The organism is Butyrivibrio sp. FCS014, assembly GCF_000526935.1.
Taxonomy (GTDB): domain Bacteria; phylum Bacillota; class Clostridia; order Lachnospirales; family Lachnospiraceae; genus Butyrivibrio.
The window spans coordinates 1-16,729 of the sequence record NZ_JAHA01000021.1 but is presented as its reverse complement, the minus strand read 5'-3'; the positions used below and the strand labels follow the sequence as shown (position 1 = coordinate 16,729).

16 protein-coding genes and 3 pseudogenes are annotated in these 16,729 nt (G+C 46.7%); all 19 read right to left on the bottom strand.

Annotated elements, in window-relative coordinates; genetic code table 11:
• Positions 1-208: 208 nt before the first annotated feature.
• The 19 genes and pseudogenes from T456_RS20785 to rimP all read right to left on the bottom strand — a co-directional run bounded on the left by T456_RS20785 (position 209) and on the right by rimP (position 16,639).
• Positions 209-511, bottom strand: a complete 303-nt coding sequence (locus T456_RS20785; RefSeq protein ID WP_024867464.1) for a hypothetical protein — start codon at positions 509-511, stop codon at positions 209-211.
• Between the two features lie 258 nt (positions 512-769).
• Positions 770-1,246, bottom strand: coding sequence for a hypothetical protein (locus T456_RS21775; RefSeq protein WP_024867463.1), 477 nt, complete (start codon positions 1,244-1,246; stop codon positions 770-772).
• Positions 1,191-1,394 carry a hypothetical protein gene (locus tag T456_RS22680; RefSeq protein WP_155838146.1) on the bottom strand — a complete coding sequence of 68 codons (204 nt, stop codon included), beginning with the start codon at positions 1,392-1,394 and terminating at the stop codon, positions 1,191-1,193. The genes T456_RS21775 and T456_RS22680 overlap by 56 nt, the downstream gene beginning before the upstream one ends.
• Positions 1,395-1,423: 29 nt before the next feature.
• The gene (locus T456_RS0118620; protein WP_024867462.1) at positions 1,424-1,675 is read right to left on the bottom strand and encodes a hypothetical protein; all 252 of its coding nucleotides are present in this window, start codon (positions 1,673-1,675) and stop codon (positions 1,424-1,426) included.
• Positions 1,676-1,698: 23 nt separating this feature from the next.
• A pseudogene (locus T456_RS24210) lies at positions 1,699-3,314 on the bottom strand (peptide chain release factor 3).
• 278 nt (positions 3,315-3,592) lie between these two features.
• The gene (locus T456_RS0118595; protein WP_024864378.1) at positions 3,593-5,680 is read right to left on the bottom strand and encodes a polyribonucleotide nucleotidyltransferase; all 2,088 of its coding nucleotides are present in this window, start codon (positions 5,678-5,680) and stop codon (positions 3,593-3,595) included.
• Positions 5,681-5,902: 222 nt separating this feature from the next.
• Positions 5,903-6,169 carry a 30S ribosomal protein S15 gene (gene rpsO, locus T456_RS0118585; RefSeq protein WP_024864377.1) on the bottom strand — a complete coding sequence of 89 codons (267 nt, stop codon included), beginning with the start codon at positions 6,167-6,169 and terminating at the stop codon, positions 5,903-5,905.
• A 380-nt stretch (positions 6,170-6,549) separates the two neighbouring features.
• Positions 6,550-8,022, bottom strand: coding sequence for an ISLre2 family transposase (locus T456_RS0118580; protein WP_024864352.1), 1,473 nt, complete (start codon positions 8,020-8,022; stop codon positions 6,550-6,552).
• 139 nt (positions 8,023-8,161) lie between these two features.
• Positions 8,162-9,070 (bottom strand): bifunctional riboflavin kinase/FAD synthetase, encoded by a 909-nt coding sequence (locus T456_RS20770; protein WP_035800908.1) that lies wholly within the window; start codon positions 9,068-9,070, stop codon positions 8,162-8,164.
• A gap of 17 nt (positions 9,071-9,087) precedes the next feature.
• Positions 9,088-10,050: a tRNA pseudouridine(55) synthase TruB gene (gene truB, locus T456_RS0118570; RefSeq protein WP_024864376.1), complete on the bottom strand. Its 963-nt coding sequence runs from the start codon at positions 10,048-10,050 to the stop codon at positions 9,088-9,090.
• Between the two features lie 30 nt (positions 10,051-10,080).
• Complete coding sequence (locus tag T456_RS0118565; RefSeq protein WP_024864375.1) at positions 10,081-11,028, bottom strand: DHH family phosphoesterase; 948 nt, start codon at positions 11,026-11,028, stop codon at positions 10,081-10,083.
• A complete protein-coding gene (gene rbfA, locus T456_RS0118560; protein WP_024864374.1) occupies positions 11,025-11,447 on the bottom strand; it encodes a 30S ribosome-binding factor RbfA in 423 nt (140 codons plus the stop codon). The genes T456_RS0118565 and rbfA overlap by 4 nt, the downstream gene beginning before the upstream one ends.
• 42 nt (positions 11,448-11,489) lie before the next feature.
• Positions 11,490-13,832: pseudogene (infB, locus tag T456_RS21770) on the bottom strand (translation initiation factor IF-2); the annotation flags it as partial.
• Between the two features lie 38 nt (positions 13,833-13,870).
• Positions 13,871-14,143, bottom strand: a complete 273-nt coding sequence (locus T456_RS23340; protein ID WP_051465074.1) for a hypothetical protein — start codon at positions 14,141-14,143, stop codon at positions 13,871-13,873.
• Entirely contained in the window at positions 14,127-14,453 is a 327-nt protein-coding gene (locus T456_RS21755) for a translation initiation factor IF-2 N-terminal domain-containing protein (RefSeq protein ID WP_051465073.1), read from the bottom strand. The genes T456_RS23340 and T456_RS21755 overlap by 17 nt, the downstream gene beginning before the upstream one ends.
• Positions 14,440-14,781: a L7Ae/L30e/S12e/Gadd45 family ribosomal protein gene (locus tag T456_RS0118550; protein WP_155838145.1), complete on the bottom strand. Its 342-nt coding sequence runs from the start codon at positions 14,779-14,781 to the stop codon at positions 14,440-14,442. The genes T456_RS21755 and T456_RS0118550 overlap by 14 nt, the downstream gene beginning before the upstream one ends.
• 4 nt (positions 14,782-14,785) lie before the next feature.
• Complete coding sequence (gene rnpM / locus T456_RS23500) at positions 14,786-15,043, bottom strand: RNase P modulator RnpM (protein ID WP_024867458.1); 258 nt, start codon at positions 15,041-15,043, stop codon at positions 14,786-14,788.
• 22 nt (positions 15,044-15,065) lie between these two features.
• A pseudogene (nusA, locus tag T456_RS24205) lies at positions 15,066-16,235 on the bottom strand (transcription termination factor NusA).
• A 23-nt stretch (positions 16,236-16,258) separates the two neighbouring features.
• The gene (gene rimP / locus T456_RS20755) at positions 16,259-16,639 is read right to left on the bottom strand and encodes a ribosome maturation factor RimP (protein WP_330369839.1); all 381 of its coding nucleotides are present in this window, start codon (positions 16,637-16,639) and stop codon (positions 16,259-16,261) included.
• Positions 16,640-16,729: the final 90 nt, after the last annotated feature.

Here is a 16,729-nt window from a genome sequence, read left to right as displayed (position 1 = left end):
ACTGGTATAATTGCCTGCCATAGCGGAAACTCCGTCCACCTCAAGGGCAGCCAGTGCAGCAATTCTTGCCACAAACGTCATCGGCGATTTTTACTGTTCCAACATCTTTAACTTCTTTTCCCATAATATAAGCACCTCAATTTCTAACTCTTGAAACTACATCCACAATATTATACCACAAAGCAACAAGCCAGGCGAGGGCTTGCGGTCATCTGGCGACCATCCGACTTTTTAAATCCAGAATATGATGGGTCCCGTACTCTTCAAATGTGGTATAGGAAACCTGGGATTTATCTTCTCCCTGGATATAGTCAAATACCTTTCTTCCGGTTATGAGTTCCTCAAACAGCTGGTCATAGATCTGCCTTGAAGCACACTTGATGGTCACGTTGTCGCTTCCGTCATTGTACCTGCGGTTAAAAAGATCCTGAACCAGTGACATTTCTGCCGAGGTAAAATATTCATTCTCTCTGACATAGTAATTGTCTGCAATGCTGTTGCACTCGGGCATTGATATGAGATTGGATACCTTGTGGTTGACAGCTATGTCCGAACTTGTAACGTTCAGATAAGCATAGTTGATTCTTGGAAGCTTGGGAAACGTCCGCAGTCTCGCCCGATGCCGTCTGGAAAGATGAATCTCCCCAGGTCACATCCATGTAATAAAAAGCATCGTTGCACTGCACAAGGTTCCATGCATGGCGAACACCTATTGAATTGTTGGTATCCGCAGTACCTGTAACCAGTGTGCACTCAATGCCGAGTTTGTTCAGGATATATACTGAGCAGCCTTGGCGTATCCGTTGCAGACACTTCGCCCGTTTAAGAATACCGAGCAGATATTCTGGTTGTCGGGGGCATTTAGGTCATATTCCGTACTGTCAATGATGTACTCGTACACATACTTAATCGCGTAATAGTCATCCTCGGAAGAGGGAGCGCCCGCAAGACACTTGTTGACATAATCGTTGATCCTGGTCTGGCGGCTCTTTACTTCGTCAAGGTCGTACAGATAGTTTCCGGTAAATGTTATCTTGGTTATGGTATTGCCAAGGGTATAGTTGGTGTAGCTGTAACCGTCAACATAGAAGATCTCAGGATGATCCATGAGTACATAGTCAAATACCTGCTCAATAGCTTCATCACTGGTGGTGGATACCACTACATCCTGTCCTTCGTTTTCAAGGATCTTAAGGATCTCCGCATAAAGAGTCTTTCCTGAAGCAGTCAGGCCTCTCATAAGCATAGAGCCCCTCCTGCTGTTTCTTGATGGCCTCAATGCTCTCGGTGGTAATACCGATATCTTCTCTCTTCTGAGTGTCTTCCTGGTCTGCCCCGGTCTCCTCAGCCAGTCTCGATGGGAAAGGCCCTCGACTGAATAGTCCGAAGTCCACTTCCTCCACCGTCTCCAGTTTCCGTGGTATTATAAGAAACCGAAGCGTCGTCCGTGATGATAAAGGCCGGATCCAGGCCTTAATTCCTCATTTGGATAAAACGGGTTATCCGGATAATCCTCCGGTACAGAATTTCCCAGAGCATCCAGATAGTCATCTATTCCTGAATATTCCGCATCCCGGCAAAGAAATAGCCCAGTATTCCCGCTATAAATACCCTGGCAGCCCCTGTGCTGACAATTCTCCAAATCTTTTTTTCCCATGTAAAAATCCTTTTTCATACCCGGTAGGGTCCCCTGAAAGATCAGTTCTTCTTAAACTCCGAAAGAATCAGACCTTTGTTTTTCTCTCCATGGTCATGCCAACGCTCCATTCATTTATGAAAAGAAGCAGTGGCCTGTCGTGCATTATCCTTGATCTTCTTCATGTCTGATGTTCCCACCAGTGAAGGACATATCAACCATCTTCGTTGTCCACCCATCTGATGTACTCATAGGGAAGGCTCTCAAGGATTATTATCTACATTATACTCACTTTCAAGTCTAAACTTAAGAACGTCAAACTGCAAGACACCAACTACGCCTACAATGATTTCTTCAAGGCCTGTGTTGTACTCCTGGAAGATCTGAATTGCACCTTCCTGGGCAATCTGAGTGATACCCTTAACAAACTGCTTACGCTTCATGGTATCAACCTGTCGTACTCTTGCGAAATGCTCGGGAGCGAAAGTAGGGATACCTTCGTAAACCACGTTGTCCTTGGGCATGCAGACTGTGTCTCCTATGGAGAAGATTCCGGGATCAAAAACGCCCATGATATCTCCGGCATAGGCCTCGCTTAAGATCTTACGCTCATCAGCCATAAGCTGCTGAGGCTGTGTGAAAGACGCATTACCTTGCCGCTCTGAACATGCTTAACTTCCTTGTCGGCATCATATCTTCCGGAACATATTCGCATGAAGGCAACCCTGTCTCTGTGGGGCCTTGTTCATGTTTGCCTGGATCTTAAATACGAAGGCTGTAAAATCGCTCTCAAGAGGATCTATCTTTGTTCCGTCGGAAGAAGTTCTTCCTGTGGGAGGTGTAGCCATCTTAAGGAAGTGGTGAAGGAACAGCTCAACACCGAAGTTCTGAAGGGCTGAGCCAAAGAATACAGGTGTAAGTTCACCTGCCCTTACCTTCTCAAGATCGTACTCTGCACCGGCTCCGTCAAGAAGCTCAATCTCTCCTGTGAGTTTATCAAATGCATCCTGTCCGATCTGAGCATCAATTGCTGCCTTATCGTCCAGGTTAATAAATGTCTCTTTTCCCTCCTTGGTACCCTTCTGGGTCTCGGAGAAAGTAACGATATGTCCTTCTCTTCTGTCATAGATTCCCTTGAAATTTCTTACCTGAACCTATGGGCCAGTTCATGGGACAAGTAGCAATGCCAAGGTTGTTCTCGATATCATCAAGAAGATCAAAGGTGTCCATTGCATCCCTGTCCAGCTTGTTGATAAAGGTGAAGATCGGGATATGACTCATGGCGCAGACTTTGAACAGTTTTCTGGTCTGGGCCTCAACACCCTTACTTGCATCGATTACCATGACCGCTGAATCCGCAGCCATAAGTGTTCTGTAGGTATCCTCTGAGAAATCCTGGTGTCCGGGAGTATCCAGAATGTTGATGCAGCATCCCTCAAAGTTGAACTGCAGAACAGAGGATGTAACCGAGATACCTCTCTGCTTCTCAATCTCCATCCAGTCTGAAACCGCATGTCTTTGCAGTTGCCTTGCCCTTTACGGATCCGGCCATGTTGATGGCACCTCCGTACAAAAGAAATTTCTCTGTAAGGGTAGTCTTACCTGCATCCGGGTGAGAGATGATGGCAAAGGTACGTCTCTTATTAATTTCTGCTATTGTTTCTTTTGTATTTCCCATTTCTATCTAATCCTTTCTGAATCGCATACTGTTTCCTATTGCAATTCAGAACTTAATGCTTCCTGTTTACCATTGTGTTGTGTCCTCTGTGTATTTCAATTTTTATCAAAAACAAGGGCTGCGAATAAATATGTTTGCCTCTCGCAGGGCCTTTGAGACGGCCGGTACTAAGCACCTGTAGTTCAGGTGCTTAGTACCGCTGCCAGGCGAAAGGAGCGAGAGCGTCCCAAGAAGGTAAACATATTATTCCACAGCCCGTATTTAATCAACAGCGTAAATTACTGAGCGCAGTCCTTGATGGAGAAGCTGATTCTGCCCATCTTGTCCTTGCCAAGGCATACAACCTTAACAGTATCGCCAAGAGTAAGTACATCCTCAACGTGGTCGATTCTCTCCTTGGAGATCTTGCTGATGTGTACCATTCCCTCCTTGCCGGGAGCAAACTCAACGAATGCACCGAACTCCTTGATGCTTACAACCTTACCTGTGAAGATCTGGCCTTTCTCAAAATCAGTAACGATGGTCTTAACCATGTCAACGGCCTTTGTGATCATCTCCTGATCCTCGCCGCAAACTGAAACCTTACCGTCATCTGTGATATCAATCTTAACACCGGTTCTTGCAATGATCTCGTTGATGGTCTTTCCTCTCTGACCAACAACATCACCGATCTTCTCGGGATCGATCTGAATAGATACGATCTTGGGAGCATACTTGGATACTTCCTTACGAGGCTCGGCGATTGCCTTGCTCATGCACTCGTCCATGATGTAGAATCTAGCCTCACGGCACTGTGCGATAGCTGTCTCAACGATCTCTTTTGTAAGACCGTGGATCTTGATATCCATCTGGATAGCTGTGATACCGTCTTTGGTTCCTGTTACCTTGAAGTCCATATCTCCGAAGAAGTCCTCAAGACCCTGGATATCTGTAAGTACTACGAAATCATCATCTGTATCACCGGTTACAAGACCGCATGAAATACCTGCAACCATCTTCTTGATGGGAACACCGGCAGCCATAAGTGACATGCAGGATGCGCAGGTTGAAGCCATGGATGTTGATCCGTTTGACTCGAAGGTCTCGGATACGGCACGGATTGCATAAGGGAACTCCTCAACGCTGGGAAGAACGGGAAGGAGTGCTCTCTCTGCAAGAGCTCCGTGTCCGATCTCTCTACGTCCGGGTCCTCTTGAAACCTTTGTCTCACCTACTGAGTAAGCAGGGAAGTTGTACTGGTGAACATATCTCTTGTCAGAAGCAAAAGCATCAAGGCCTTCAACCTTCTGAGCCTCTGAAAGAGGTGCAAGAGTTACAACGTCACAGATCTGTGTCTGTCCACGAGTGAACATAGCACTTCCGTGTACTCTGGGGATAAGATCGATCTCAGCTGAAAGAGGTCTGATCTCCTTGATCTGACGACCATCGGGTCTCTTGTGATCCTTGAGGATCATCTTACGAACGGTCTTCTTCTCGTACTGGTAAATGGCCTCGCCAAGAATAGCAAGCCACTCCTCGTTATCTGCAAACTTCTCTGTAAGTCTGTCTGTAATCTCGGCAATATTGCCTTCTCTTGTCTGCTTGTCGTCTGTGAATACAGCTGTCTCCATCTCCTCGGGGGGAACAACTTCCTTGATTGCAGCAAAGAGTTCCTCGGGAACTGCGCAGCTTGTGTACTCGTGCTTGGGCTTTCCAACCTCAGCAACGATACCCTTGAAGAACTCGATGAGCTGAAGGTTTACTTCGTGTGCCTTGTAGATGGCTTCCTTCATCTTCTCCTCAGGAATCTCGTTGGCACCGGCCTCGATCATGATAACCTTCTGACCTACAGATGCAACTGTAAGCTTGAGGTCACCTGCATTCCACTGCTCCTGGGTGGGGTTAACAATAAGCTCTCCGTCGATCATACCGATCTGTGTCATAGCACAGGGGCCATCGAAGGGGATATCTGAAATAGATACAGATACAGATGCACCGAGCATAGCTACAAGCTCAGGTCTGCACTGGGGATCTACTGCCATAACCATGGTCTCGATTGTTACATCGTTACGATAATCCTTAGGGAAAAGAGGTCTCATAGGACGATCGATAACACGGCTTGTGAGGATAGCATTCTCTGAAGGCTTACCCTCTCTCTTGTTGTATCCGCCGGGGAATTTGCCTGCTGCATAGAACTTCTCGCTGTACTCAACTGAAAGCGGGAAGAAATCAATTCCGTCTCTGGGCTTAGCTGAAGCTGTAGCTGTGCAAAGTACGGTTGTGTCTCCATACTGCATGAATGCGCAGCCGTTTGCCTGTTTTCCTACCTTGCCGATCTCAATCTTGAGTGTACGTCCGGCCAGTTCCATTGAATAAGTTTTTACCATTTTGTCTCCTTCTCCTGCTCATCCGCGGTCCATCATCCACATGCTGTAAAAAGCTTGGGATCCTGTAATGTGATCCATGTGCTTCAGGTGCGTGTGCAGGTTAAACATGTTTTCTCCTATTTAGAAAAGCGCATAAAAACGCTGTTTTCTCATTAAACACAGAAAGACGGAACAAGCTGACCGCAATGGGCCAGCCATATCCCGCCTTTGCATTCGCAGAAATTACTTTCTAAGACCAAGGTCAGCGATGAGCTTACGATAAGCCTCGATGTCCTTCTTCTTGAGGTAACCAAGAAGGCTACGTCTCTGACCTACCATCTTAAGAAGACCTCTTCTTGAGTGGTGATCCTTAGGGTTCTTCTGAAGGTGAGCATTGAGCTCCTGGATTCTCTCGGTAAGGATTGCTACCTGAACCTCAGGTGAACCTGTGTCGCCGGCCTTTCTGGCAAACTTGTTGATAACTTCTGTTTTCTTCTCTTTTGTGATCATTTTTTTCTCCTTATAGATCTTTAATCCTGAAATGCGCCTGTTACCAAGGTCCGGTTGGAGTGTCCATGACCGTTAGTAAAGGTCGTTTCTGTTTCTGCTACTGTCACTTGTGACAGCAACCAACTAATATTATCACAAACCCATGTATATGTAAAGAGGAACATCTCTTTCCGACGGCGTAAATTTACTGTAGGATTCGAAAGGGTAGATTGCCCCTGTGATCAGTTCAGATGTTCAAACCTTACTCATTATAGCGCCTGGTTGGAGGACAGTTCAAGGCTGTCATTCTAATCCTTGGTCTGTAGTCAAGCAGATCAAGGATAGGTGTGCGCTCTGGCGCACTTTATTCAAAGGCAGAGGCGTCAGCCTCTGGCTTCCTTTTAGAACAGTTTCCAGATGTAGTTATGCATTCCGATGCTCATCCACTTCTTCAGCTCTGAACTAAGCTCTACCTGTATGCTATCGACATACTTTCCCCACGCCGGATGGGAATACTGTTTTTCTCTTACATGCGCTACTACAGTCTCTACTTCTTCTGCCCCAGCAGCCTTAGGCATTACTGTCTTCTGGTAACGCACAAGTTCCAGCATATCCCTTTTGTTCCATGTATAGGCACTGAGTCTTGCCATCTTATCAGCGCCTTTTCGACTCCAGCCCATTGGAGTCATGCTCATTCTTTTTGACAGGACATGACTGACATGACCTTCAGTACTACATCCAGGAATCCTCCTGTATCTAAGCCTTGTCTTGGCTGCAGACCAGTTATCAAGTATATAATCAGCGCCTTCTTGCACACGTTTCATTTCCTTGTCGTTTGAGGCATGATATTCAAGCATATCTACCACAGACAGGAAATCTTCCTTACTTCCATCCTTGATCATTTCACAGAGAAGCTTTCTGGCATCATCAGCACTATCCATCAAATGGTTTGTCATCTTTATCAGGTATTTTTTGAGGTGGAACTCGTCCATCACATATGTGATGCCACTTATCCTTTTTCCCCCAGCCTTAATCCAGGCTCCACCATCTGCTCCTAGGTATATCCTCTTTATGCTGCTTATGTCATAGTTGTTGTCAATATATGTGTAGACTTCATCCCAGAGTTCACTGTTTGCTTTGCCTTCATAAGAACCACAGAAGAAATGGGCATTAACAAGGTGATGTCTTGTACTCTTGGGAGCATCCTTTTCAATGCCCTCATGAACATAGATAAGCTTGTTTATCATTCCATTGAGTTTTCTTCCATACTGGTTGACCTGGAGATCCCCCTTTTCCTTCTGGAACTGAAGCGACACATGATCTTCATCAGCCTCTATATACAGATACTCAACCTTGCGTTTTCTGCCTCTTCTTTTCTGTTCCTTGGGGAACTCGAGAGCATGTATCTTATCCTTTACAGTCTCTTTGCTGACCTCATCAAGGATGCTTGCTGCTTGTCCACCTTTACGATAAGAGGTCTGAACGCTCTCTGATAAGAGCTGTGCTATGGCATCTTCTGACATCCTTTCATGAGGGTCAAATGAAAGCATGTCATCCAGTAGATATCTGCGTTCTCCAGTCACCTTGTTCTTAAACAGTGTCTTGGAAAACATAACCTTTCCAATTGAGGTGATAAGAGACTTCTCGTCAGTCCTTACCACTTCCCATCTTTCCTTTCTCACAGGACTGTCTTTTAATATCTGGTTGCAGGTTGTAAGGGTTTCAGAAATGTAATCCAACGCCATCTGAAGCGCTTCATTCCTGACCTTGTATATGAAACCTGCAAAGTCTCTCGGATCCTCTGAAAAATCTTTTGATGCCTTCTGAAGATTTGGTACTCCATTCTCAATAAAATGCTGTATACTATTTAACACAAGGGGACTCCTCCGTTTGGTTATTTTGGCTTGGACACCGTAAATAACTATATCACGAAGGAAATCCCCTTTTTCAATTAATCCTACAAAAACTTTACGCTAGCTCTCTTTCCACGTTCCATGAGATTGCTTTCCAAAATCATTTTGCTGCTCTTTCCAGATCGCTCTCTATCTGCTTCTTAAGAGCATCAATGCTGTCGAACTTCATCTCCGGCCTTAGGAACTCAAGAAGTTCGATTTCCATGTATTTGCCGTAAACATCCGCATCAAAGTCATAGATGTAGGTCTCGACTCCCACCCGCTCTTTGTCGGAAATGGTGGGCTTTCTGCCGATATTGGTCATACCTCTGTATACAGCTCCGTCAAAGGACACGTTGCTGCTGTACACTCCGTAAGGCGGAAGAAGCTTGTTGTCCGGAGGAAGAATGTTCACCGTGGGAACTCCGATGGTGTGCCCAATGTGCCTTCCGTGCTCCACGATACCGCTCACACTGTACCCGGCGCCAAGAAGCCTCTTTGCCATGGGCATGTTGCCGTCAGAGATCTCGTTCCTTACTCTGGTGGAGGAAATCTCCTCGCCGTCAAGCCTGACCTTGTCGATGAGTTCCAGTTCATAACCCATCTCTTTTGCCATACTTCTGAGAAGATGCCTGTCGCCTCTTCCTTTGTTGCCAAAAGATACATCAGTTCCCGCAGCGATATAGTCAGCGTTCAGCTGATGAACAAGTATCCTTCTTACAAAATCCTCAGGCTCTGTGGCTGCCGTAACCTCTGTTAAGGGGAATTCAATAAGCACATCAATCCCCAGCTTCTCGAAGGCGTTTCTCTTCTCCTCACGGGTAAAGAGCTGGCTGATACTTTGACCGGCAAAGAACTCCTCGGGAGAAGGATCAAAGGTGAAAACCACAGCCTTAAGGTCATCCTTCTTCTGCTCAAGGATATAGTTAAGAAGCTTTCTGTGGCCAAGATGAATGCCGTCAAACTTGCCGATGGCCACCGCAGTCTTTTCCTCAATATGAAATTCTGTTGTTCCTGATATTATCTGCATTAAATAGCTGTCCTGACTCAGTTGTTCTCGTAAAAGAACCTGTCCACGTTAAAGAGTCTTGTTCTTTCACTGTAGGTGTAGATGCCAAAAAAGGTTTCATCCTCGGAATATACCCTGAAGGAATTTCCCTCCTTAAACATCTCCTCTTCGTACTCGGTGTCATTGACCCCTGACGGGTCTTCATTGAGGACGTTGTCCTTCCTGAAGCTGTTGCCGTTTTCAAGAAGCTTTCTGGCAGAGTCCTTCACATGTATGGCATCAAGATCCCTGAAAATATACTCAGGAGATTTGATGACACTGTCAAGGGTTCCCTCATCCCTCATAGACTCAAGCTGTGATAAAGTAATGGCACTGTCCAGGGAAAAGGCGCCTACTCTGGTCCTTGTAAGATGCTGCATGGCAGCTCCGCATCCAAGCCTTGCCCCGATGTCATGGCAAAGGGTCCTGATATATGTTCCCTTGGAGCATTTCACCTCCATGGTAAAAAGATGTTCCGACTCCAGCAAGGAATCATCAAGGATGGTTATTGCATCAATATGGATCTTTCGGGGCTTACGCTCTACTTCAATTCCTGCTCTTGCAAGTTCATAGAGCTTCTTGCCGTTCTGCTTGATGGCCGAATACATGGGCGGGATCTGATCGTAGTCACCCACAAAAGCCTTGGCGGCTTCCCTGAGCTCTTCCCTTGTCACGTTGACATCAGCTGTTTCCAGCACCTGCCCCGACATATCCTGAGTATCCGTTACCACTCCAAGCTTTACCACGGCAATATATTCTTTGTCATGGTCTGTGAGCATCTCCACCAGCTTGGTACCGGTGCCCAAGCATACCACAAGAACCCCTACCGCATCCGGGTCAAGAGTCCCGGTGTGGCCTATCTTCTTCTGATGCAGGATGCCTCGCATTTTGGCCACCACATCGTTGGAAGTAAATCCGGGCTCCTTATATATATTTATAAGTCCGTTGTAGTTGTTTGGCATCAGTGTCCTCTAAAAATATAAGCAGCTCCTTTAGGAAAGCTGCTTATGAATATACATAGTAAGATTATTGATCACATCATGCACGGTACCGTTGACATTACAGCCGGCCGCACGAACATGGCCGCCGCCGCCGAACATCTGCGCAACCTCAGCCACGTTTACTGCTCCGTTGCTTCTAAGGCTGACCTTGTACTCAAGAGGTGCAATCTCATACATGAATATTGCACAGTCAACTCCTATGGTTAAAAGAAGCTGATTGACTATACCGTCAAGGTCATTGCTGTCCGCGCCGTAAAACTCCATGGTCTCTTTTGATATGGATGAAAAGATGCATCTGCCATCCATGATACGGATGCTTTCAAGGAGGGCTCTTCCGAGGATCTGGTTCTGGAGATAGGTCTTTTCATAAAAAACATGATCTATAAGGCTTCCGAAATCAAAGCCGTAGGAAATCAGTTCGGAAACCGCCTGCATGGTCTTTGGTGAGGTGTTGTTGTATTTGAACACACCTGTGTCGGTGACAATACCCGTGTAAAGAGTCTTGGCAATCTCCACGTCCATCTTGTCATGGTCGATCACATCGTAGACCAGCTCGCAGGCAGAGCTTGCTGAAGGCACGATGTAAAGCTCATCCCCGGTTCCGGGGTTGCTCACATGGTGATCTATATTCACTGTCTTTTTTGCAGAGTCAAAAAACTTTTCGGCGTCTCCGGTCCGGTCCTTACCGCAGTCACATACGATAAACAGATCATAGCTATCAATATCGCTTGAAAAATCTGACCTGACCTTGTCTATATCCTTAATAAACAGGAACTCGGGCGGAATCTTCTCCAGGAACACATCAACCCTGATTTCGGGATAGTTCTTTGCAAGATAAAGATACATGCCCATGCAGGAACCGATACAGTCGCCATCCGGCCTGATGTGCCCGGATATACCGATAGTCTTTACACTGCCAAGGAAATTATCTATCTTCATTCTTCCTCCGGATCTGTGTCGTCAGACTCCTCTGACAGTTCCTCGCCTCTTGCAAGTCTTGCCTCGTTGTCTTTGGCTGTTACTTCGTCTATCTTCTTGGACATATTGATCGCATACTCAATGGAATCATCCATGATAAATCTGAGCTCGGGTGTGTATCTCATGTTGAGCTCCTTGGCAAGAGTACTGCGAATATATCCGGCTGCGCTCTTAAGGCCCTCTGCGGTGCGCTCTCTGTCCTCGTCATTGCCCATTACGGAAACCCAGACCTTGCAGGTCTTAAGGTCAGGGGCAACCTCTACGTCCATAACAGACGTAAAGGGACTGATCCTTGGATCCTTGCTGTAGCGGATCGCCTCAGAGATGACCTTCTGAACTTCGCCATTAATTCTTCTGTTTTTGTTACTGTTTTTTCTCATTTATTCTCCTTACGGAACAAGGAAGCGACTGAGATTTTCTTATCAGGTTCTGGGAACCTCAACCATCTCATAGGCTTCTACCATGTCGCCTTCATTGATGGAATCAAATCCGTCAAATACAAGACCACACTCGTAGCCTTCCTTAACTTCCTTAACATCATCCTTGAATCTCTTGAGGGAAGCAAGATCACCTTCGAAGATCTGCTCGCCGTCTCTTGTGATACGAACCTTGCAATCCTTCTTGATGATACCGTCCTTAACAAAGGCACCGGCGATGTTACCAACCTTGGACGCCTTGAAGATCTGACGAACCTCAGCGTGTCCTGTAACTCTTTCCTCATATACGGGAGCAAGCATACCCTTCATGGCATACTCGATCTCCTCGATAGCCTGGTAGATAACCTTGTAGAGCTTGATCTCAACACCCTCGTGGTCAGCCATGCTCTTGGCCATAGCATCGGGACGAACGTCAAATCCGATGATGATGGCATTTGATGCTGCTGCCAGTGTTACGTCAGACTCATTGATGGCACCTACGCCGCCGTGGATGATCTTAACTACTACTTCATCATTTGAAAGCTTTAAGAGACTGGACTTAAGAGCTTCTACGCTACCCTGAACATCGGCCTTGATGATGATGTTGAGTTCCTGAAGTCTGCCTTCCTCAATCTTGGAATACAGATCATCAAGGGACATCTTAGCCTTGGTCTCTTCAATAAGATCCTTCTTGTGCTGCTGCAGATATGTGTTTGCATACTGCTTGGCTTCTTTATCTGTCTCGTGTCCAAGGAATACCTCACCGGCATTGGGAACATCGGAAAGTCCAAGGATCTCAACAGGCTGTGAAGGCTTAGCTTCCTTGAGCTTGTTGCCCTTATCGTCAACCATTGCCCTAACCTTACCTGAGCTTGCACCTGCAGAAATGAAGTCACCTACATGAAGTGTACCCTTCTGAACAAGTACGTTGGCAACAGGACCACGGCCCTTATCAAGTCTTGCCTCAAGTACCAGACCTCTGGCCTCTCTGTTGGGATTAGCCTTAAGTTCCAGGATATCTGATGTAAGAATAATGGTCTCAAGGAGAGTATCTATACCCTCACCTGTCTTGGCAGATACGGGAACGAACTCTGTTGTTCCGCCCCAATCTGTAGAGATAAGGCCATATTCTGTCATTTCCTGCTTAACCCTGTCGATGTTGGCATTGGGCTTATCAATCTTGTTAACTGCAACGATCATCTCAACCTCTGCAGCCTTTGCATGGTTGATAGCCTCGATGGTCTGAGGCATTACACCGTCATCGGCAGCTACCACAAGAACTGCGATATCTGTGGAATTTGCGCCACGCATACGCATAGCTGTGAAGGCCTCATGACCGGGTGTATCAAGGAAGGTGATCTTCTGATCGTTGATAGATACTGTATAGGCACCGATTCTCTGTGTGATACCGCCTGCCTCTCTGTCTGTAACGCTGGTCTTTCTGATAGCGTCAAGCAGTGATGTCTTACCATGGTCAACGTGACCCATTACGCAGACAACGGGAGGTCTCTTCTGAAGAGTCTCGGGTGCATCCTCATCCTCTTTAAGAAGCTCTTCGATGATATCAACGGGAACTTCCTTCTCACAGATGATGTCGTACTCAATGGCAATATTCTCAGCCTCTTCATAAGTAAGCTCTGTGTTAACGGTAGAGATCTGTCCTGCCATAAAGAGCTTCTTGATGATAACTGAAGGCTGCATCTTCATCTTTTCAGCCAGTTCCTTGATGGAAACCTTCTCGGGAATGGAGATTACCTTGATCTGCTCCTCAGGCTCCTCCACCTTCTTAACCTCAGGCTTGATGAATCTGCCGACTCTCTTGCTTCTTGGCATCATCTCTTCCTGCTCGTAAGCAAGGTCCTTCTTGTTTCTCTTATCCTTCTCCTGACCCTGACGACGTCTGTCCTCATCTCTGTGACCGGGGCCGCTCTTCTCTGCAGGTGCATCAAAGCCTCCGCGAGCAGGACCGGCATTCTTGTCAAACTTGCCGCCAAATCTTCCGTCGTTCTTGCCGGGGAATCTGTTGCCTCCCTGACCGCCCTGACCGGGTCTGTCGCCTCTTCCGCCCTGGAATCCGGGTCTGTCACCGGGACGATTGTTATTTCCGCCCTGGCGGGGTCCTCTGTTATCTCTATTGTCTCTGCTGTCTCTGTTACCCCTGTTGTCTCTGTTATCTCTGTTATCTCTGTTATCTCTATTATCTCTGTTGTCCCTGTTCTCTCTTACAGGTCTGTTCTCTGTCTGAGTATGCTGGGGAGCGGGTGCTGAAACAGGTGTCTCAACAACAGGTGCCTTGGTCTGTACCTGAGCTGCTGCAGGCTGCTCCTGCTCTTTCCTGGGTGCAGGCTTGGGTGTTACAGACTTGTTTCACAGGTGTATTGTAGCTGTCAAGCTGTGAAGGTGCTGTAAGAGGCTTGATGGGATGATAAACATTCTGCGACTGGGCAAATGTCTTTCTCTGACCCTGTCCCGCCGTTTCTGTTATCCCTGTTGTCTCTTCTCTGACCGCCGAAGCCACCGTTATTACCGCCCTGGTTGTTGCTTCTCATGTTAGAGTTGTTCATATTGCTGACAACAATGATCTTCTTCTTTTTCTTGATGGGCTCGCCGCCGTCAACAGGCTTCTTTACGGGAGCCTTTGCATCAGCAGGTCTGTCCAAAGAAGGCTTTGCTGCCTCTTCCTTTCGGGGAGCAGCGCTCTCTTTTGCAGCAGGAGCCTCTTTTTACCTCGGGAGCTTTCTTCTCCTCTTTGGCAGGCTCTGCCTTCTTGTCAGCATTATCAGACTTGGCAGGCTTATCTTCTTTTCCTGAAGTCTTACCAAAGTGCTTCTTGGCCACTTCAGCGTCTGTCTCTTCGATAGAACTGTTGGAGCGTTTTGCCTCTATCCCATTCTCCTGCAAAAAAGCTATCAGCTCTTTTGACTCGCATCCAAGCTCAAAAGCAAGTTCGGATATTTTAATTTTTGCCATTCACATTTCCTCCGTCCTCTTCTTCTATCAGTAAGTTCTTCCGAAGTGACTCAGACAGCCCTGTGTCTGTTATTGCCAGACTTGTTCGAACATCCTTACCTATTGCGTGTCCCAGGCTTTCCTTATCACCAAAGAAAACTATTGGGACTTTGTAAAACTTACATTTATCACTGAACTGCTTGGTGGTGTTATCCGAAGCATCACTGCTTACTATCACCAGTTTGGCAGTTCCCTTGCGGATAGCTTCCATGGTGGCAAACTCTCCGCTCTTTAGCTTCCCTGCCCTCATACAAAGGCCAAGAAGCGAATAAACTTTATTTGAATCCAATATATCAGCCAAGCTCCTTTTTCAATACGCTCAAGCACATCGGCGGGAATTGAAGATTTAAGGGATCTCTCAAGGCCTTGTTCCTGACAGCTTTTCTGAAGCACTCTGCATTGCTGCAGATGTATGCCCCTCTGCCGTTGGCCTTGCCGGTGGTGTCCACGAGGATCTCTCCCTCAGGAGTTTTGATGATCCTGATGAGTTCCTTCTTCTCTTTCATCTCTCCGCATCCGACACATTTTCTGGTTGGAATTTTCTTTTGCATAGATACTCCGATCTACCTGGGATTACTCTTCTGAGCCCTCATCGGCTGCATCCTCAGAAGCCTCGGTATCGTATTCTTCATATCCCTCGTACTCTTCATCATCCTCGTCATCCATATAGTCCTCAATACGGAATCCGGGAGCATCCTTAGCCTGAGTCTCGCTCTTGATATCGATCTTGTATCCTGTAAGTCTGGCAGCAAGTCTTGCGTTCTGACCTTCCTTACCGATAGCAAGTGAGAGCTGGTAATCAGGAACAACAACCTTTGCACTCTTCTCCTCGGGATCGGCAAATACTGCTACGATCTTGGCAGGTGAAAGAGCATTCTGGATCAGGTTTACCGGGGTTCTCATCCCAGTTTGATGACATCGATCTTCTCGCCGCTGAGCTCATCAACGATGAGGTTTACTCTGTTTCCGTTTACACCTACGCAGGCACCTACGGCATCAACGTTGGGGTTGTTGGAATAAACCGCGATCTTGGTACGGCTTCCTGCCTCTCTTGCGATGCTCTTGATCTCTACTGTTCCGTCCTGAATCTCAGCAACCTCCTGCTCGAAGAGCTTCTTAACAAGGTCGGGATGTGTACGGGAAACAAGGATCCTGGGTCCCTTTGAACCGTTCTTAACTTCAAGTACATATACTCTAAGACGCTGTGTAGGTCTGTAAACTTCTGTCTTAACCTGCTCGTTCTCATTGAGGATGGCATCTGCACGGCCAAGGTTGATGCTGATGTTCTTACCGATAAATCTCTGAACAACACCTGTTTACAATGTCGTGCTCCTTCTCAAAGTACTCATTATAGATGGCGCCGCGCTCTTCCTCGCGGATCTTCTGAAGAATAACGTTCTTGGCATTCTGTGTGGGCAATGCGTCCAAACTCCTTGGAGTTTAAGGGATACGCTTACCATATCGCCAACCTTTGCCTTCTTGCTGATCTTCTTGGCATCATCCAGAGAGATCTCAAGCATGGGATCCATAACGTCATCGGCTGTCTCAACAACTTCCTTGTCGGCATAGCACTTGAAGTCACAGTTGTCTCTGTCAATCTCAACTCTGATGTTGTCAGTCTTTGCCAAAGTTATTCTTGCAGGCTGTGATCAGAGAGTTCTCGATCGCATCAAACAGAGAATCCTTGCTGATGTTCTTCTCCTTCTCTAAAAGCTCAAGGGCATCCATTAATTCTTTACTCATCGTAATCTCCATTTCCGTCCGGATTAAAAATCCAGAGCAAGCTTAATAACTGATATCTCTTTTCTTATAAAAGTTTCGTCTTTGTCATTTATAGTTACGGTAACTTCCGAATCGGTAAAACTCTTCAGTGTACCGGCGAACTCTTTAACACCGTCCCTTGGCTTGTAAAGCTTGAGCTCCACATCCTTCCCAAGAGAATTCTGAAGGTGCCTGTCCTTCTTGAGCTGGCGGCCAAGTCCGGGACTTGAAACCTCCAAAGTGTAGGCTTCCTCAATAAAATCATCTTCATCAAGGGCATCCGACAAGGCATGATTAACATTGACGCAATCATTGATGTCCACGCCCTCAGGCTTATCAATGTAAGCTCTCAGGTACCACTCCCCCGCTTCCTTGACATATTCCACATCATAGATGGAAACGCCGTTGGCCTGCGCCGATAGGGATCAGGATATCCTCGGTCCTTTTTTCAATTTCATTTTTCTTCATAGAATAAC